At 47.9% G+C, this 17,544-nt stretch carries 16 protein-coding genes and 1 riboswitch; of the genes, 6 read left to right on the top strand and 10 right to left on the bottom strand.

What is annotated here, in order from left to right; all coding sequences use genetic code 11:
• Positions 1-78: 78 nt before the first annotated feature.
• The 3 genes from BIY29_RS12025 to BIY29_RS12015 all read right to left on the bottom strand — a co-directional run bounded on the left by BIY29_RS12025 (position 79) and on the right by BIY29_RS12015 (position 3,087).
• Positions 79-897: an ABC transporter substrate-binding protein gene (locus BIY29_RS12025; protein ID WP_121575363.1), complete on the bottom strand. Its 819-nt coding sequence runs from the start codon at positions 895-897 to the stop codon at positions 79-81.
• Between the two features lie 313 nt (positions 898-1,210).
• Positions 1,211-2,422: a pyridoxal phosphate-dependent aminotransferase gene (locus tag BIY29_RS12020; RefSeq protein ID WP_121575362.1), complete on the bottom strand. Its 1,212-nt coding sequence runs from the start codon at positions 2,420-2,422 to the stop codon at positions 1,211-1,213.
• Between the two features lie 2 nt (positions 2,423-2,424).
• Positions 2,425-3,087, bottom strand: a complete 663-nt coding sequence (locus BIY29_RS12015; RefSeq protein ID WP_121575361.1) for an RraA family protein — start codon at positions 3,085-3,087, stop codon at positions 2,425-2,427.
• A gap of 148 nt (positions 3,088-3,235) precedes the next feature.
• Here BIY29_RS12015 and BIY29_RS12010 point away from each other — a divergent pair, with 148 nt between their 5' ends.
• From BIY29_RS12010 to BIY29_RS12000, 3 genes are all read left to right on the top strand, one after another.
• On the top strand, positions 3,236-4,144 hold the full coding sequence (locus BIY29_RS12010) for a LysR family transcriptional regulator (protein ID WP_121575360.1): 909 nt from the start codon (positions 3,236-3,238) through the stop codon (positions 4,142-4,144).
• Positions 4,145-4,284: 140 nt separating this feature from the next.
• A complete protein-coding gene (locus BIY29_RS12005; RefSeq protein ID WP_121575359.1) occupies positions 4,285-4,965 on the top strand; it encodes a response regulator transcription factor in 681 nt (226 codons plus the stop codon).
• Entirely contained in the window at positions 4,965-6,305 is a 1,341-nt protein-coding gene (locus BIY29_RS12000) for an ATP-binding protein (RefSeq protein WP_121575358.1), read from the top strand. The genes BIY29_RS12005 and BIY29_RS12000 overlap by 1 nt, the downstream gene beginning before the upstream one ends.
• Positions 6,306-6,471: 166 nt before the next feature.
• On the opposite strand, the gene crr is transcribed toward BIY29_RS12000, so the two are convergent.
• The 5 genes from crr to cysZ form a co-directional block, all read right to left on the bottom strand.
• A complete protein-coding gene (gene crr / locus BIY29_RS11995) occupies positions 6,472-6,981 on the bottom strand; it encodes a PTS glucose transporter subunit IIA (protein ID WP_121575357.1) in 510 nt (169 codons plus the stop codon).
• A gap of 42 nt (positions 6,982-7,023) precedes the next feature.
• On the bottom strand, positions 7,024-8,751 hold the full coding sequence (gene ptsI, locus BIY29_RS11990; RefSeq protein ID WP_121575356.1) for a phosphoenolpyruvate-protein phosphotransferase PtsI: 1,728 nt from the start codon (positions 8,749-8,751) through the stop codon (positions 7,024-7,026).
• 50 nt (positions 8,752-8,801) lie between these two features.
• Entirely contained in the window at positions 8,802-9,059 is a 258-nt protein-coding gene (ptsH, locus tag BIY29_RS11985; RefSeq protein WP_121575355.1) for a phosphocarrier protein Hpr, read from the bottom strand.
• A 448-nt stretch (positions 9,060-9,507) separates the two neighbouring features.
• Positions 9,508-10,476: a cysteine synthase A gene (cysK, locus tag BIY29_RS11980; RefSeq protein ID WP_121575354.1), complete on the bottom strand. Its 969-nt coding sequence runs from the start codon at positions 10,474-10,476 to the stop codon at positions 9,508-9,510.
• Positions 10,477-10,627: 151 nt separating this feature from the next.
• Complete coding sequence (gene cysZ / locus BIY29_RS11975) at positions 10,628-11,401, bottom strand: sulfate transporter CysZ (RefSeq protein WP_121575353.1); 774 nt, start codon at positions 11,399-11,401, stop codon at positions 10,628-10,630.
• Between the two features lie 223 nt (positions 11,402-11,624).
• On the opposite strand from cysZ, the gene zipA reads away from it, so the two are divergent.
• Positions 11,625-12,581, top strand: a complete 957-nt coding sequence (zipA, locus tag BIY29_RS11970; RefSeq protein WP_205680333.1) for a cell division protein ZipA — start codon at positions 11,625-11,627, stop codon at positions 12,579-12,581.
• A 110-nt stretch (positions 12,582-12,691) separates the two neighbouring features.
• On the top strand, positions 12,692-13,945 hold the full coding sequence (gene yjeH / locus BIY29_RS11965; RefSeq protein ID WP_121575352.1) for an L-methionine/branched-chain amino acid transporter: 1,254 nt from the start codon (positions 12,692-12,694) through the stop codon (positions 13,943-13,945).
• Positions 13,946-13,988: 43 nt separating this feature from the next.
• Here the strand turns inward: yjeH and ubiK are convergent, their stop codons facing one another.
• Positions 13,989-14,270 (bottom strand): ubiquinone biosynthesis accessory factor UbiK, encoded by a 282-nt coding sequence (gene ubiK / locus BIY29_RS11960; RefSeq protein ID WP_121575351.1) that lies wholly within the window; start codon positions 14,268-14,270, stop codon positions 13,989-13,991.
• Positions 14,271-14,441: 171 nt separating this feature from the next.
• Positions 14,442-14,633, top strand: a riboswitch (FMN riboswitch).
• Positions 14,634-14,760: 127 nt separating this feature from the next.
• Here ubiK and ribB point away from each other — a divergent pair.
• Positions 14,761-15,414: a 3,4-dihydroxy-2-butanone-4-phosphate synthase gene (gene ribB / locus BIY29_RS11955; protein WP_121575350.1), complete on the top strand. Its 654-nt coding sequence runs from the start codon at positions 14,761-14,763 to the stop codon at positions 15,412-15,414.
• Positions 15,415-15,637: 223 nt separating this feature from the next.
• Here ribB and fumA read toward each other — a convergent pair whose 3' ends face one another.
• Positions 15,638-17,281 (bottom strand): class I fumarate hydratase FumA, encoded by a 1,644-nt coding sequence (gene fumA, locus BIY29_RS11950; protein ID WP_121575349.1) that lies wholly within the window; start codon positions 17,279-17,281, stop codon positions 15,638-15,640.
• Positions 17,282-17,544 lie beyond the last annotated feature (263 nt).

Below are 17,544 nucleotides of genomic sequence, written 5' to 3'. Positions count from 1 at the left end.
TCGTTCCCGACGAATTTGTCCTTCCCTTACCGCTTTCTTGCAACTCGAATTATTTAGGGTATACCTGCACAACGCTTGTCAGCCTTTAATCGGCTGGATAGTGAAATTACGCTGCAAGCCATAAGACGTTTCTTCACCCAACCATTTGTTGAAGATCTGCTGTGCTTCGCCCGATTTTTCCATAGATTGCAGGGTGCTATTAACCTGATTGATCAGCGCCGTTTCGCCTTTTTTCATTCCGATCCCCCATGCTTCTGTCATTAAAGCAGGTTCGAGGATATTAATCGGCGAACTGCTCTCGACCTGTTTTTTGAATTTCATCAGCATAATTTCCGAGACGGCAAAACCTTCCACTTTGCCCTGCTGCATGGCGAGAAATGCGGCGGGAGGATCCTGAAACGTGATGACTTTAGCGCTGGGTAAACGGCTTTTTACGGCTGATTCGGAGGTCGAACCTTTTGGTGCGCTGACGCGTTTGCCTTCAAGATCGTCTAGTGTTTTATAGTCCTGGCTGCGTTTGGCCGCGACTTTCTGCAAGCTGGCATAGTAACTATCACTGTAGACGATTTGTTCCGCACGTTCGGGCGTCCAACCGAGGTTGGCAACCAGTACATCGACGCGCCCTTGTTGCAATTCGGGGATGCGGGCGGCAACGGAGATGAGTTTGAGTTCTGGTCTGACACCCAGACTTTTGGCTATCGCATTACAAAAATCTACGTCATATCCCTGAATTTTCCTGGTCTGGGGATTAGGAAAACTAAATGGTTCGGCTGTACCCAATGTTCCGCAAATCAGCGTTCCTTTACTTTTGATGTCGGCAAGCTGGTCGGCATGGGCTGTTGCTGTCAGAAAAGACATTGCAACAGCACCCAGTGTGACTATTAATATTTTACGCATTGTCGTTCTCCGTATTTACCAAAACGCTATAAAAATTGCTGGAGGTTTCAGGTGAAGGAAACCTGTGCTCAGGAAAGGTTTGCAAAAAACTCAACTGATACAACACACGTTGAATACTAGTAATAGACCATTTATCCTGGTAAAAAAAGTGATTTTTTATATTGGTTTAAAATCACTTTTTTTCATGAGTTGCTGAGTGAAAATGGCAATGACGTTTATTTTTTGCCTTAATTAAATATTGGTTTTTATTATGGCACCTCACTAACATAGATATAGGATTTTAATATGCTAAAACCTGCGTACATACAAAGCGTCACTTTAATTTGGCGAGCGCATACTTAATTCGATTGCATCCTTCTTCAATAATATCCAGTGAACTGGCAAAAGAAATTCGGATATAGGGCGACATACCATAAGCACGTCCACCGACCGTAGCCACGCCCCCTTCCTGCAACAAATATTGCACTATGTCGTCATCTGTGTTGATTTTCTGACCTGTCGGCGTCACTTTCCCCAGTAGTTCAGACACGTTAGGGAATAAATAAAACGCACCGGATGGTGGCGTAAAATGCAGTCCGGGTACGTCGCCTAACAATGTCGATATCCGATCCCGACGTTGGCGGTAAACATCCAGCATGTGTTGTACCGGTGATTGGTCGCCGGAAAGTGCGGCAATGGCTGCCGCCTGACTGACGGAACTGGGACAGGTTGTGGTCTGAGAGATCAATTTGGTAATAGAGGAAATCAACCATTGCGGTCCGGCGCCATAACCGAGTCGCCATCCGGTCATGGCATAGCCTTTGGACACGCCGTTAATGATCAAAATGCGATCTTTCAAATCAGGCGCTACCTCAGCCATAGAGATATGTTTATTACCCGGATAGACAAAATATTCATAGATTTCATCCAGCATAATGAGCACGTTGGGGTATTTTCTTAAAACATTGGCGAGGGCGGAAAGCTCCTCATGTGTATAGACAACGCCGCTTGGGTTATTCGGGTAATTCAATACCAGCCATTTGGTGTAAGGCGTAATTGTGTTTTCCAGATCTTGCGGCGTAAGTTTGAAATGATTTTCTTCCCGTCCTTCAATAATAATGGGCAAGGCGTCGTTCAGGATCGCCAGATCCGGGTAGGAAACCCAGTAGGGGGCATGGATGATGACTTCATCCTGTTCATTTAAAGTCGATGCAAAAGCATGAAAAATAATGTGTTTGCCGCCACAGCCACAGACAATTTCGTCCGGCGCATAGTCCAGCCGGTTGTCTCTGTTTAATTTTTCACTGACTGCCTTTCTCAGCGCCAGTGTTCCACTGGCTGGCGTATAGTGTGTTTCACCGTTACTCATGGCGGCAATCGCTGCGGCGATAATATGCCCTGGTGTATCAAAGTCAGGTTCACCAATGGTGAAATTTATGATGTCTTTGCCTTCGGTACGCAGTTGAGTGACCAGATCGTTGGCGGCAATACTGGGCGATGGTTTGATGCGGCTCAGACGGCCAGATATCTGTTTTTTATTTACCATGATTAAAGTAGCCCTTTTTGTTTGAGTATGTTGGTAAACCAGGTCTGATCTTCCTCACCGGAGGCGATCTGCTGTTTGATTGCTTCTTCTTTCGCTGAATGTTCAGCGGCCAGAGCAAGTAGCTCTTCGGCAAATTGAGGCGCAAAGCAGATAACGCCGTTTTCATCTCCCACCACGATGTCGCCAGGATTGACTATTTGCCCGCCAGCGGAAACCGGAACATTGACTTCCCCCGGGCCATCCTTGTAGGGGCCGCGGTGCGTCACGCCTCGTGCATAGCAGGGCGTATCGATAAAACTGGCGATATCCCGTATTGCACCGTCCACGATGAATCCAACACATCCACGTCTTAACGATTCCAGTTTGATCAACTCGCCAATCATGGCATTGTCAAGATTGCCTGCGGCATCAATAACCAATACGTGGCCTGGCTTAAGCATGGTCATTGCCTTATAGACAACCAGGTTGTCTCCCCCACGGGATTTCACGGTGAGAGCGGTGCCGACCAGTTTTCCAGACTGGTTGTAACGGGTAAGCCCGTTAATACCGATACTGCGAGACAAATTGTCACTAATATGGGGGGTAACGACATCTATAAAGGCGTCGCGTACTTTCTGGCTGGCAGGTTCTGGCGCAGGATTAATCACGCTTCCGGGTAAGTTCATTATTCCCCTCTTAATCATAGTATTACGTCTGCATCTGATTATTGATGATGTGTGTACAACAGCATTTGTGATACTACCTATAGAATTTAAATAGTTTTAGCGATATTTTATGAATGAAAAACATTACTTTTATTCATGAGATGTCGTTATGATCACTTTTAAGCAAATAGATGCACTTTACTGGATAGTCACCTCAGGTAGCTTCGAAGCCGCTGCCAGTAAACTCAGCATGTCGCAATCAGCTATTTCAAAACGGATCCATGAGCTTGAGGAGTCGTTCAATATTGAAATATTCGACAGAAGGAGCCGCAGCGCCCAATTAACAGAAAAGGGACGGGAACTGCTGGATTACTGTATAGACATTATTAATCGACGCGATCAGTTGTTGGAGAGGATCAGTGATAAACAAGTGCTGGTCAGTCGATTAAGACTGGGAGTGACTGAATTGACGGCTATGACATGGTTACCAAGCCTGATTGAGTCGGTCAGAATGTTATACCCCAGAGTGCGGATTGAACCGTCAATTGAACTAAGTTCGGTATTATATGAAAATATAACTAATGACTTGCTGGATTTAATTATCGTTCCCGATATTTTCAATGATGTCCGGTTAATTTCAGTGCCATTAAAGAGTGTCGAAAATGCCTGGATGTGCTCGCCTAAACTCATCCCTCATGGTACGGAATTAGATTTATTGGATATTCCCGATTATTCGTTTTTATTACAAGGCGCGCAGTCCGGTACTGGTCTTATTTATGAACGTTACTTCTCAAGCCGGGGCATTACGTTCAATAAAAATATTATCAGCAATAACCTGTTAGCCCAGATTGGGCTGGCTATTTCAGGTATTGGGATCACCTATCTTCCGGTGAAATGTTTAAACTTTCTGGTAGCGCAACAAAAACTAGGGGTAATCAAATTAAAACCGGCGCCTCCTCTGGTGCGTTATGCTGTCATGTATCGTACCGATCGAACATTTGGTGTCGTCCCTGCTATTGCAGAAAAAGCCGCTGAATTGTGTGATTTCACTAAATTACAATTATCAAATGAGGCTTAAACAAATAGCGTTCTCTATTCTCATTGTGGAAAAGCATCGGTAATCTTTAGCAAGCGAAAGGTAAGAATTTCGTAAATCTGGCTGCGAAAATTAACGTCAAGCCTGAGAATGCGCCATACAGCCGCGAATGGGGACAGGATATGAAAATTTTACTGGTCGATGATGATGTAGAACTGGGAAATATGCTTTGCGAATATCTCAATGCTGAGGGATTTGCGACATCAAGAGTACTGACCGGCAAAGAGGGAATCGATGGTGCGATGTCAGGAGAATATACCGCGATTATTCTGGATATCATGTTGCCGGACATGAGCGGTATTGATGTCTTGCGTCAGATAAGAAAAAACCAGCAACTGCCTGTGATTATGCTCACGGCAAAAGGTGACAACATTGATCGTGTCATCGGGTTGGAGATGGGGGCTGATGACTATATGCCGAAGCCCTGTTACCCGCGTGAATTGGTGGCAAGGCTAAGGGCGGTTCTTCGCCGTTATGACGATCAGCCAAGTAAAAAACGGGATGAGAGCATCGCCTCATGCGGCGATCTGGTTCTTAATCCGGCGACTCGCAGTAGCGAGTGGCGAGGACAGGCGTTTGATCTGACCGCCTCCGAGTTTAATTTATTGGAATTACTGCTACGGAGTCCAGAACGGGTCGTATCAAAAGATGAGCTATCGGAAACATGCCTCGGACGCCAGCGTGAGGCGTACGATCGCAGCGTGGATGTACACATCAGTAATATTCGCCAGAAACTCAGTGCGTTGGATGGCAATGACATGATCATTGAAACGGTGCGCAGCGTGGGATACCGGATTCGTTAATGATGATACGCGGGCGGCTGTTCTGGAAAATATTACTGGGGTTCTGGCTGACGTTTATCGTCATTTCGCAACTGCTATGGCTGGCATTTTCTTTGTATGGCGAGCGGCAAAAACCACTGGAAGAGGATATTGTTATACGCATTGCAACCATGCAGACAACGACTGCCGCGGCGGTGTTGCAACAGGGAGGATTAGCTGCGTTGAACCGCGTGATGGCGCAGTGGCCGGAAAAAGAACGGCACTATATATCGGTAACGACGTCAACACAGCCGTTATCAGATCAGGAAATAGCCCATCAGGCGGAGCCTGTTCCCAAGTTTGCTCTGGGCAATAGAGTAAAGCAGGTTAGCGGGCCACAGGGCGAGTGGTATCAGCTCCGCTATGATGTAAATCAGTTGAGTAATGAGTTTCATCCCCGCAGGCCGCCGGAAATTCTCAACATACCTGCTCCTCTGTTTTGGATTGGCGGTTTGGGGGGGTTGCTTTTCAGTTGGCTATTGGCATGGAACCTGACGCGGCCACTTAATCAACTACGTGGCGGTTTTGGGCGAGTAGCACAGGGCGATCTTGCGGTGCGGTTATTGCCGGTGATGCGCAAACGCCATGATGAAATCAGTGAAGTCGCACGTGACTTTGACTCGATGGTCGAACGACTGGATATATTGGTCAGTACCAGAGAACAACTGCTGCATGATGTTTCTCACGAATTACGTTCTCCTCTGGCCCGCTTGCAGTTGGCAATCGGGTTGGCGCGTCAGAATACCGACAATACGGAAAGCTCGCTGTTGCGGATAGAGCGTGAAGCGGCTCGTATGGACAAGATGATTGGCGAACTGCTGGCATTATCACGCACACAAGACTCCGGCGTTGACGAAGAATATTTTGATTTGTTGGGGCTGGTAACGGCGGTGGTCAATGATGCGCGTTATGAGGCGCAGGTTCCCGGTATTGAAATTCTGTTGCAGGCGGATGAAAGTATTGATCACACGGTTAAAGGAAATGCTGAACTGATGCGCAGGGCAATTGATAATATCATTCGTAATGCCCTGCGGTTTTCCTCACACGCTCAACAGGTTTGTGTTTCGCTGATTGGGAATGAGCATGAGTGGACGATACGCGTGGTCGATCAAGGGCCGGGGGTAGAGAAAAGTAAACTATCCAGCATTTTTGATCCCTTTATCCGTATCGAATCACCGCTTTCTGGTAAAGGCTATGGGTTAGGATTGGCTATTGCTCGTAAAGTGGTGCAAGCGCATGGTGGGCGCATTGAAGCAGAGAATGGGGCGCAGGGCGGGTTGATTATTTGCCTGTGCCTTCCCCGCTGGGGAAATAACGATTAAGTAAAAAGCAGAAAACAAAAACGGAGGTTGATGACAAACCCATAGCGGTGAGATCGAGATACCCGGGCTTATCGCGCCGAGGGGCGCTGTCCTAATATCGGACTTTGTCAGCAGTCTGAAACGGCGCCTCGAGGCGCCGTTTTCAAACAATCGATGACGATGTGACTTATTTCTTAATACGGATAACCGGCGTTTCACCGACAACCACGGTGCCACTGAGCTTAACCATTTCTTTGATTTCATCCATATTGGAGATAACCACAGGCGTTAGCGTAGACTTGGCTTTTTCTTCCAATACAGCCAAATCGAACTCAATAATGAGATCGCCTTTCTTAACACGTTGGCCTTCTTCAGCTATACGCTTGAAACCCTCGCCTTTCAGCTCAACGGTATCGATGCCAAAGTGAACGAATAACTCAATACCGCTATCAGACTCGATAGAAAAAGCATGGTTAGTTTCAAAAATTTTACCAATAGTGCCATCTACCGGAGCGACGATTTTGTTACCCGTAGGTTTAATGGCAATACCGTCACCCACGATCTTTTCAGCAAATACGACATCTGGAACATCTTCAATATTGACGATTTCGCCGGACAGCGGGGCAATGATTTCGATGCTGCCAGTGTCTTTTTTGTCATCAGAAACCAGAGATTTCAATTTATCGAACAAACCCATGATCTTCTCCTAAGCATTAATATTGGGCCAGCATTAGCGGAATCAGCAGAGCGTTTTTTCTTTAATGAATCGGCTCACCAAATTGCGCAACTCTTGTGCTGTCGGTTGGGACAGTGCCTGTTCCGCCAGCGCCTTCGCATCTTCGTAATTCGCATTACGGATAATTTTTTTGATGCTCGGGATAGAGATTGCACTCATGCTGAATTCGTCCAGACCCATTCCCAATAACAGTAGTGTAGCATGTTCGTCGCCAGCTAGCTCACCACACATCCCGGTCCATTTACCTTCGGCATGGGATGCGTCAATCACCTGTTTAATCAGGGTCAATACTGCTGGGGACATCGGGTTATAGAGATGAGAAATCAGCTCATTACCACGATCAACTGCCAGAGTATACTGGGTTAAGTCATTAGTCCCAATACTAAAGAAGTCAACTTCCTTTGCCAAATGATGAGCAATGGTCGCCGCCGCTGGCGTTTCAACCATCACCCCCACCTCGATGGACTCATCAAAGGCTTTACCTTCTTCCCTCAGTTGCGCTTTCAACATCTCCAGTTCAGCTCTCAGTTCACGAACCTCTTCAACTGAGATGATCATGGGGAACATAATGCGCAGTTTACCGAAACTGGAAGCACGTAGGATGGCGCGCAACTGTGCGTGAAGGATTTCTTTGCGATCCAGACAGATGCGGATCGCACGCCAGCCCAGAAAAGGATTCTCTTCTTTTGGCAGGTTCATGTAAGGGAGATCTTTATCGCCGCCGATATCCATAGTGCGGATAATCACCGCCTGAGCGCCAATAGCCTCGGCAACGGCTTTATAAGCCTGGAACTGTTCTTCCTCGGTCGGCAGAGAGTCTCTATCCATAAACAGGAATTCAGTACGGTACAGACCAACGCCTTCAGCGCCATTACGTTCAGCACCGGCAACATCACGCACGGTGCCGATATTGGCACAAACTTCCACCTGATGGCCGTCCAGCGTGACAGCAGGCAGATCTTTCAGTTTGGCGAGTTCATACTTTTCAGAATTGTATTGTTGCTGAACAGCTTTTAATTCATCGATAACTTCAGCAGAAGGATTCTGATAGATTTTGTTATTAACGGCATCCAGAATCAGATAATCGCCGTTTTTAACCTGCTTGGTGACGTTCGTTGTGCCGACAATCGCGGGTAATTCCAACGAGCGGGCCATGATGGAAGTATGGGAAGTCCGACCGCCGAGATCGGTAATAAAACCCAGGACTTTGTCCAGATTAAGCTGTGCGGTTTCAGACGGGGTCAGGTCAGTCGCGACCAGAATCACTTCATCTTTGATATCGCCCAGATCGACAATGGTCATACCAAGAATGTTTTTCAGCAGACGCTTGCCGATATCTCGCATGTCCGCAGCGCGTTCTTTCAGATATTCATCGTCAAGCTCTTCCAGAGCTTTCGCCTGAGTTTCAATCACTGAAAAGGCGGCGGCATCAGCGGAAGCATGTTCATCTTTAATCAGGGTTATGATTTCCTGTTCGAACTCTTCATCTTCCAGCAACATGATGTGGCCTTCAAAGATGGCTTCTTTCTCTGCGCCCAGCGTTTCACCCGCTTTGTTCTTGATAGCTTCCAGCTGCTTAGATGCTTTGGTCCGACCAGTTAGAAAACGTTCAACTTCCTGCTCTACCTGATCAGCAGAGATTTTTTTCCGGTTGATAACTATTTCATCTTCTTTCAGTAAAAGCGCCTTACCAAAAGCGATACCCGGTGATACTAATATGCCTGAAATCATAACCCTACCTTACTCGATTCTGATGTTCACTAAAAAGGCTTGCCTGTCAGTTACTCAAGCTCTGCCATCAGTTTAACCAGATGTCCTACAGCTTTTTGTTCGTCTTCACCTTCGGCAGCGATAGTAACCACAGTACCCTGTGTTAAACCGAGTGTCTGTAACTTAAACAGACTCTTTGCACTGGCGCTTTTACCGTTGGACGTCACGGTGATTTCGGAAGTAAAGCCTTTGGCTTCCTTGACAAACTGAGCGGCAGGGCGAGTGTGTAGGCCATTCGGTGCTGTAATAGTTACTTCTTGCTGGAACATTCTGTTTTCCCCAACTTATGGATTAGATTGATGTTGTGGAACTAAAGTTTAGTATATTTCACTGAACTCTAGTCTGTGTGGTTAGCACCTGATTATGTTACAGGGGCTGGCCGGGATGCGGCAAGGAAACGTCGGAAAGTATTTCCTGAATAAAATACCACCAAACATCATCCGATTCCCGAATCATTATTTGAACCCGACAAGCAAAACGATGATACAACCATCTTTATGCCGGTTAAATCGATTCAGAAGTCAGTAATATTTTGGGGTGGCTATTAATTTCACGCATCAAAATAATTGTTCGGTTAAATACTAGACCTGGAACAGAAAAGCAATCCATATCTGCTGGAAAGTTTGATCTATGCCACAGAAAAGGGGCAAAAAAAGCACCTGAACAGGTGCTTTTTTAACATTTTGGTTACTTACGGTTCTGAATTGGAGGATAAATTTATTGTTGCAGTTCCTGCTCGGTAAAGAGGTCTGCAAAGAGCGCCGTACTCAGGTAGCGCTCACCAGACGATGGCAGGATAACAACGATGGTTTTGTCTTCAAATTCTTTTTCTTTTAGCAGGTTAAGCGCGGCTGCAACGGCGGCGCCTGAAGAGATCCCAGCTAAAATGCCTTCTTCTTCCATTAAACGACGCGCTGTGCTGATGGCTTCTTCGTTAGTGATCTTTTCTACCCGATCGATCAGCTTGAGGTCGAGGTTACCCGGAATGAAGCCAGCACCAATCCCCTGAATTTTGTGAGGGCCGGGTTTCAGCTCTTCACCTGCCAACGCCTGGCTGATAACCGGTGAGTCTGCCGGTTCTACCGCCACGCTGGTAATCGCTTTGCCTTTGGTATTTTTAATGTAACGGCTAACACCGGTCAGGGTGCCGCCCGTGCCTACACCTGAGATAAATACGTCAACTTTGCCGTCGGTATCTTCCCAGATTTCCGGCCCGGTGGTTTTTTCGTGAATCTCCGGGTTGGCGGGGTTACTAAACTGCTGTAGCAGCAAAAAGCGTTCAGGATCGCTGGCGACAATCTCTTCGGCCTTGGCAATGGCGCCCTTCATGCCTTTTGCTCCTTCGGTCAGCACCAGTTTTGCCCCCAGCGCTTTCAGAAGTTTACGGCGTTCAATACTCATGGTTTCCGGCATGGTCAGCGTCAGCTTATAACCACGAGCGGCAGCCACATAGGCTAACGCGATACCGGTATTTCCGCTGGTTGGCTCAACCAGTTCGATACCTTCCTTCAACACTCCGCGCTTTTCCGCATCCCAAATAAGGTTTGAACCGATACGGCATTTAACGCTAAAACTGGGATTGCGAGATTCGACCTTAGCCAGAATGCGTCCGTTGCCGATACGGTTCAGACGAACCAGCGGCGTATGGCCGATTGTAAAAGAATTGTCTTCGTAGATCTTGCTCATAGCCTGTCCTTATAACTGTATGAAATTTTTGCGAACATAGAGAGAATACTCGTTCACACCTTCCAGTGAAGTAAAGAATTGCTATATCGTTATGTTCTTAAGAAATATCTTTTCATTACAATAGAAAGCATTGGTCAATGCGCGCCAGCTCTCACTGCTGTTTTGGCTGCGTAGCGGAAAGGGGGCGATAGCGTTCAACCCACAGTGCGGTAGCGCCACAAACCGCGACGGGCATAATGACCAGATTCAGAAAAGGAATCAGCGTAAACAGACTGATCAGACCGCCAAACTGCATGTTGATCGTCTTATGTTGCCGCAACGCCTGGCGCATGATGGGAAAGCTGACCTTGTGATTATCGAAAGGATAGTCGCAGTATTGAATGGCCAGCATCCAGGCACTGAACAGGAACCAAAGCACGGGCGCCACGATTTGTCCGATACCCGGTATGAAGTAGAGCAAAAGCAGAAAAACGGCACGTGGCAGGTAATAGGCCAGTTTCTGCATCTCACGTTTCATGATGCGGGGAACATCTTTAACAAGACCCATGATGCCGCTGTCAGGCAATGGCTGGCCGGTTAAGCGTGCTTCCAACTGTTCAGCCAGCAGGCCATTAAAGGGGGCTGCAATAAAATTGGCGAGAGTGCTGAACAGATAGCCGAAAACTAACAGGACAGACAGCACGGCGATTGGCCAGATGAGGTAACTAAGCCACTGGAGCCATGTCGGAATGTGGCTCATGAGTTGTGGTATCCAATCGCCAAGACGGGTGAATAACCACCAGAAAGCGCCGCCCATCAGTAAAATATTCACCAGCAGGGGCAGGATGACGAAATGCCGGATACCGGGCAGCGAAATCAGCCGCCATCCCTCAAGAAAATAGTGTACGCCGCTGTGCGGCTTAAGCGCCTGTTTTGAGTAAGACATGGAGGCATTGTTCTCTGTCATATATTCGTGATTGCATCATATAGGGATGATTTTAAACTGACCAGTCTGCATTTGGATGAAAAAACAGCAAAAAAATGCGTTGTATCTATCTTTATTGTCATAATGTATCGTGCAGACTTGCACTTGTGTACGTAGGCAAATAGAGTTAGTGGTATATAAGTATTTGCCGTGGTGGCAATGTATTGGAACAATTGGGATAGCAATGATGCAGGACTTGCGTCTGATATTAATCGTTGTTGGCGCGATCGCTATAATAGCGCTGTTACTGCACGGCTTGTGGACTAGCCGTAAAGAGCGTTCGTCCCTTTTTCGTGATCGCCCGGTTAAACGTTTGAAAAAAGAGCGTGATGACACTCCGCTTGAAGACCTTGATGAAGGCGTAGGTGAGGTTCGCGTAAAAAGTAGTGGCCGTGCGCAAAATGAGCCTTCGCTTGGTAGTTATAACGAAAGAGAAGAGACTCGACCCAAAACCAAATCGCCGTTTGAGAATACGTCTGTTCAGCCTGAATCTACTTATGATCCGCTGTTGGATGAAGCCACGCCGGTTGATTCCCCGCGTTCTCAGATTCATGGGGATGGTCGCCCCAGGGTTGTTGAACCGAAGCTGGAAATGCCGTCACGGCAACGCTCTGCATTCTCCGACGATTTCTCTGCTGCGGATAATTCGCATGAGGAAATGGAATCAACCGCTGCTGAGTCTCAGTCTCCTCCGGCGGAGCCTGTTCAAAATGAACAACCAAAAGAAGCTGTTTTGGTGCTGCATGTCGCTGCGCATCATGGTGGAGTCATCGGTGGTGAGCTGCTACTGCAAAGCGTTTTGCAGTCCGGGTTCCAGTTCGGAGAAATGAATATTTTCCATCGTCATGTCAACCCGGCCGGAGCCGGCCCGGTGCTATTCAGCCTGGCTAATATGGTTAAGCCGGGTTCATTTAACCCGGATGAGATGTCAGAGTTCTCTACTCCCGGCGTTTCCATGTTTATGATGGTGCCTTCTTATGGTGATGCCAACCAGAACTTTAAGCTGATGCTACAGTCGGCGCAGCGTATTGCTGATGATGTTGGTGGTGTTGTTCTGGACGATGAACGCAGGTTGATGACGCCTCAGAAAGTCGAATCCTATAAAGCGCGTATCCGGGATGTACTAAAAGCCAATAGCTGATAGCTCGACTGATTGGTCATTGTGAAAGCCTCCGCTCCTGGAGGCTTTTTTGTTGGTTTTCATCAATTTTATATGGTTATAGAAAAAATTGAGACAGTAAGTGAGTGACCATGAGTGAAGCAAAAGGATTAAAACAGGATCTGGGGCTTATACAGGGCGTTGGGCTGCTTTCGACCTCGTTACTGGGAACCGGTGTCTTTGCGGTGCCGGCACTGATTGCGCAGATCGCGCAGCAGGATAGTCTGTGGGCCTGGCCGCTGTTGATTCTTTTGGTTTTCCCTATTGCGATCGGGTTTGCGGCGTTGGGGCAACATTTTCCGAACGCGGGTGGTGCCGCCCATTTTGTCAACATGGCCTTTGGCCCTCGTCTGGCCCGTGTCTCCGGGGGGCTGTTTCTTTCAGTGATCCCATTGGGTTTGCCCGCAGCGTTACAGATTTCAGCCGGTTTCTGGCAGGCAGCGTTTGGCTGGAGTGAGCTGGGATTGTTGCTGGTGCAAATACTGACGCTTGGCGCAATCTGGCTGCTGGGGCTGCGTAGTGCAGGCTCCAGCGCCAATATTCAAATCATTATCGCCATGCTGGTTGTAGGCTTGGTGGTTGCCATCTGGTGGCAGGGTGATATTACGCCGACTCATATCCCCTGGCCGTCAGTTAGCGAGCTATCCTGGTCGAATACCTTTAGTGCGCTGGCGGTGATGTTCTGGTGTTTTGTCGGTCTGGAGGCCTTTGCCCATATGGCGACGGAATTTCGTGTGCCTGAGCGCGATTTCCCACGGGCATTACTGATCGGCATGTTGGTGGCCGGTGCGGTTTACTGGGGATGTACCGTCGCGGTTTTGCACTTTCATGCCTATGGCGAAGAGTGGGTGGCCACCGCCTCATTGCCGAGGATTGTCGTGCAGTTATTCGGTGAGAATGCATTGTGGATCGCCTGTATTGTAGGGTATCTGGCCTGCTTTGCCGGTGTGAACATCTATACGCAGGGGTTTGCCCGACTGGTGTGGTCGCAGGCGCCCTCAGGCAGTGCGTTGGCTAAACTTTCTGCTGGACGAGCGCCGGTCAATGCGCTGTCAGTCGTTGTTGTATGCTGTCTGATGAGTTGCTTATTAATTTACTGGCTGGTATTACCGCTGGATCTGTTGATCATGTATGCCAACGGAATTTTTGTTTTAATCTATTTGCTGTGCATGTTGGCGGGGTGGCGCTTGCTGAAAGGACGGGCCAGAGTAATGGCAATGATAGGCAGCCTGCTCTGCTGCGCACTGTTGCTGATGATCGGTTGGAAATCACTTTATGCGTTAACCATGCTGGCATTGTTTTGGGTTTTTCTGCCGCAGAGGAAAGCTGAATTCATCTCTGATTGATTCAACGCCCCCAGTTGGAGGCATCGATTATCGGGTGGCGCTGCTATTCGTTATCTGGCGTGACAGCGGGTTTCTCAGCGACAGGGAATTGTGCTTCCAGCTCAGTCAAACGTTGTTCCAGACGTGCGATTTTCTCACGGGTGCGGAGCAATACCTGTGTCTGGACGTCGAACTCTTCGCGGTTTACCAAATCAAGCCGACTGAATTGTGCCTGTAATACCTGACGGATTTTCTTCTCTACATCATCGCCCAATTCCCGGATACCTTTTGGCATGGACTCATGCACCTGACGGGCGATCTGCTCAATCTTTTTCGGGTCAATCATGGCGCTTTCCTGATTATGTTATGTAGGATGATCACATTGGTAAGTGTAATGCTAGTTGAGTGTTGGATAAACTAAAACTCACCATTACATTGCAGTTATTCAGCGTTGTCATGTCACATTTCCCTTGGCTAATCAATTGCCCTGCCACTTTATTGGCGCTATAGTAAATTCGCTTATTCTCAGGGCGGGGTGTAATTCCCCACCGGCGGTAAACCAGTCATATACTGCGTATATGTATTGGAAGCCCGCGAGCGCTCATTGTTTGGTTTTCCAGCCAGAATGGTTTGGTTTTCCAGCATGAGGTCAGCAGATCCGGTGTGATCCCGGAGCCGACGGTTAGAGTCCGGATGGGAGAGAGTAACGGTATCTGCCGGGTGTGATGCCCGCTCGCGTTATTTTGTTAGTCATTACTATGCAACCAGTGGTAATGGTTACTCCTCAAGTTCGCCCTGATTCTGGTAATCCATAATAACATTGAGGTTTTTTTACCATGAATCAGACATTACTTTCTGAATTCGGCAATCCGGCTGAACGTGTGGAACGTGCAATTGATGCATTACGTCAAGGACGTGGTGTATTGGTGTTGGATGATGAAGATCGAGAAAACGAAGGTGACATAATTTTTGCGGCTGAAAATATGACCGTAGAACAAATGGCACTGACGATCCGCCACGGCAGCGGCATTGTTTGCCTGTGCCTGACGGAAGAGCGTCGCCAACAATTGGAATTACCGATGATGGTAGAGCATAACTCCAGCCATTATCAGACGGCGTTCACTGTCACTATCGAAGCGGCAAAAGGAGTCACCACGGGTGTTTCAGCCGCAGACCGCATCACCACGATCCGTGCGGCAATTGCAGATGATGCTAAACCGAGTGATTTGAACCACCCTGGACACGTTTTCCCGTTGCGTGCTCAACCGGGCGGTGTATTAGTTCGCGGCGGTCATACCGAAGCGTCGGTTGATTTAGCCCGGCTGGCTGGTTTGAAGCCTGCTGGCGTGCTGTGTGAACTGACCAACGATGATGGTTCTATGGCACATGCGCCGGAAGTGATCGCCTTTGCCAAACAACATGCTATGCCAGTCCTGACGATTGAAGACCTGGTAGTTTATCGCCAGGTAGCGGAACGTAGAGCAAGCTGATTTTTATCTGATAATATGGCAAAGGGGCAATATTATCGGCTCTTAGTTATTTATGTCTTCTTGTACCGGCTTACATGAGTAGGTTGGAGCGGGTTGTTATGTTTTTCTTGCCAGCAGCGTCATAAAGCGCAGTTTTATACAGCTGAGGATAAGATAAAAATACCCCGGCATGGTTGCCGGGGTATTGACATGATAACAAGGGGTTAACATCCGCTGCGGGCGGTTAAGCACACTGTGTGCATTTGGCGGTCTGGATCATCTGGTAGAAGTCATTACCTTTATCATCAACCAGAATAAAGGCTGGGAAGTCTTCCACTTCAATTTTCCAGATTGCTTCCATCCCCAGCTCCGGGTATTCCACGCAGGTCAGGCTCTTGATACTGTTTTGCGCCAGAATCGCCGCCGGGCCACCAATACTGCCAAGATAGAAGCCGCCGTGTTTATGGCAGGCATCAGTTACCTGCTGGCTGCGGTTGCCTTTTGCCAGCATGATCATGCTGCCGCCGTTGGCTTGCAGTAAATCAACATAGGAGTCCATGCGTCCGGCTGTTGTCGGGCCTAAAGATCCAGAGGCATAACCTGCGGGCGTTTTCGCCGGGCCTGCGTAGTAAATCGGGTGGTCTTTGATGTATTGCGGCAGGCCTTCACCGTTATCCAGCCGCTCTTTCATTTTGGCGTGAGCAATATCACGACCAACGATGATAGTACCGGTGAGGGAAAGACGAGTGGAAACCGGATATTGAGACAGTTCTTTTAAAATATCTGACATTGGGCGGTTGAGGTCAATTTTGACCGCTTCGCCTTCACCTGCTTCACGTAGATGTTCAGGAATATATTTACCCGGGTTGTGTTCAAGCTGTTCCAGCCATATCCCCTGACGGTTGATTTTCCCCTTGATATTACGGTCAGCCGAACAGGATACGCCCATACCCACCGGACAGGATGCGCCATGACGCGGCAGGCGGATTATGCGCACGTCGTGGGCGAAATATTTACCGCCGAATTGTGCGCCCAAACCTAATTCATGGGTGGCCTCCAGTATTTCCTGCTCAAGTGCAATATCACGGAACGCCTGACCATGTGCATTGCCCTCGGTCGGCAGCTCGTCATAATATTTGGTTGATGCCAGCTTAACGGTCTTGAGCGTGGTTTCGGCGGACGTACCCCCTATTACAAAGGCAATATGGTATGGTGGGCAGGCGGCCGTACCCAGAGAGCGCATTTTCTCGATCAAGAAACTTTTCAGTTTTTCCGGCGTTAATAATGCTTTGGTTTCCTGATACAGATAGGTTTTATTGGCTGAACCGCCACCTTTGCTGACGAACAGGAATTTATAGTCTTCACCCTCGGTACTGTAGAGATCAATTTGTGCAGGCAGGTTGGTGCCGGTATTTACCTCTTTGTACATATCCAGCGGGGCATTCTGTGAATAGCGCAGGTTGTCTTCGGTGAAAGTATTATAAACGCCGCGGGACAGCGCTTCAGCATCATTTGCGCCGGTCCAGACCCGTTGCCCTTTCTTACCGACAATAATAGCAGTACCCGTATCCTGACAGGTGGGCAGGATACCTTTGGCGGCAATTTCAGAGTTGCGTAGAAATTGCAGGGCGACATATTTGTCGTTTTCACTGGCCTCCGGGTCGTGAATAATATCGGCAACTTGTTGCTGATGAGCGGGACGAAGCATAAAAGAAGCATCATGGAAGGCTTGCTGGGCGAGAAGAGTAAGCGCTTCCGGTTCGATTTTCAGGATGTCCTGGCCTTCAAATTGCGTAACAGAAACAAAGTCACTGCTGAGAAGGCGATACTCGGTGTCATCCTTGCTTAGTGGAAAAGGATCTTGGTAATAAAAGGGTTTATTCGACATTTTTTTCTCACTTGCGTTCGCATTATTAGTAGGCTTGTATCCGGTATGATTCTCGTAACCTTTGCATAAGGCTTTTACATCAATACAAAAGTAATAATCCCTATAATAGTATGGTTTTATGATGGGTAGAACCACTTTGCTACATCACATAATCGGCAATAAAACCGCGTAAAATTTTTTGTCCGCAATTTAATAGAAAAAGTAAAATCATTGTAATGAAACAGTTTGAATCACTGAGATTAACCATATTAAGTCAATTAATT

The sequence above is a fragment of the Brenneria alni genome, assembly GCF_003666245.1.
In the GTDB taxonomy this organism is placed as follows: domain Bacteria; phylum Pseudomonadota; class Gammaproteobacteria; order Enterobacterales; family Enterobacteriaceae; genus Brenneria; species Brenneria alni.
Note: the sequence above shows the minus strand (reverse complement) of the source record. Positions and strands in the feature narration are given on the sequence as shown.

What these genes read in the sequence shown, in the direction of transcription:
- BIY29_RS12025 (WP_121575363.1), bottom strand. Translation starts at nt 897, where the DNA reads ATGCGTAAAATATTAATAGTCACACTGGGTGCTGTTGCAATGTCTTTT.
- BIY29_RS12020 (WP_121575362.1), bottom strand. Translation starts at nt 2,422, where the DNA reads ATGGTAAATAAAAAACAGATATCTGGCCGTCTGAGCCGCATCAAACCA.
- BIY29_RS12015 (WP_121575361.1), bottom strand. Translation starts at nt 3,087, where the DNA reads ATGAACTTACCCGGAAGCGTGATTAATCCTGCGCCAGAACCTGCCAGC.
- BIY29_RS12010 (WP_121575360.1), top strand. Translation starts at nt 3,236, where the DNA reads ATGATCACTTTTAAGCAAATAGATGCACTTTACTGGATAGTCACCTCA.
- BIY29_RS12005 (WP_121575359.1), top strand. Translation starts at nt 4,285, where the DNA reads ATGAAAATTTTACTGGTCGATGATGATGTAGAACTGGGAAATATGCTT.
- BIY29_RS12000 (WP_121575358.1), top strand. Translation starts at nt 4,965, where the DNA reads ATGATGATACGCGGGCGGCTGTTCTGGAAAATATTACTGGGGTTCTGG.
- crr (WP_121575357.1), bottom strand. Translation starts at nt 6,981, where the DNA reads ATGGGTTTGTTCGATAAATTGAAATCTCTGGTTTCTGATGACAAAAAA.
- ptsI (WP_121575356.1), bottom strand. Translation starts at nt 8,751, where the DNA reads ATGATTTCAGGCATATTAGTATCACCGGGTATCGCTTTTGGTAAGGCG.
- ptsH (WP_121575355.1), bottom strand. Translation starts at nt 9,059, where the DNA reads ATGTTCCAGCAAGAAGTAACTATTACAGCACCGAATGGCCTACACACT.
- cysK (WP_121575354.1), bottom strand. Translation starts at nt 10,476, where the DNA reads ATGAGCAAGATCTACGAAGACAATTCTTTTACAATCGGCCATACGCCG.
- cysZ (WP_121575353.1), bottom strand. Translation starts at nt 11,401, where the DNA reads ATGTCTTACTCAAAACAGGCGCTTAAGCCGCACAGCGGCGTACACTAT.
- zipA (WP_205680333.1), top strand. Translation starts at nt 11,625, where the DNA reads ATGATGCAGGACTTGCGTCTGATATTAATCGTTGTTGGCGCGATCGCT.
- yjeH (WP_121575352.1), top strand. Translation starts at nt 12,692, where the DNA reads ATGAGTGAAGCAAAAGGATTAAAACAGGATCTGGGGCTTATACAGGGC.
- ubiK (WP_121575351.1), bottom strand. Translation starts at nt 14,270, where the DNA reads ATGATTGACCCGAAAAAGATTGAGCAGATCGCCCGTCAGGTGCATGAG.
- ribB (WP_121575350.1), top strand. Translation starts at nt 14,761, where the DNA reads ATGAATCAGACATTACTTTCTGAATTCGGCAATCCGGCTGAACGTGTG.
- fumA (WP_121575349.1), bottom strand. Translation starts at nt 17,281, where the DNA reads ATGTCGAATAAACCCTTTTATTACCAAGATCCTTTTCCACTAAGCAAG.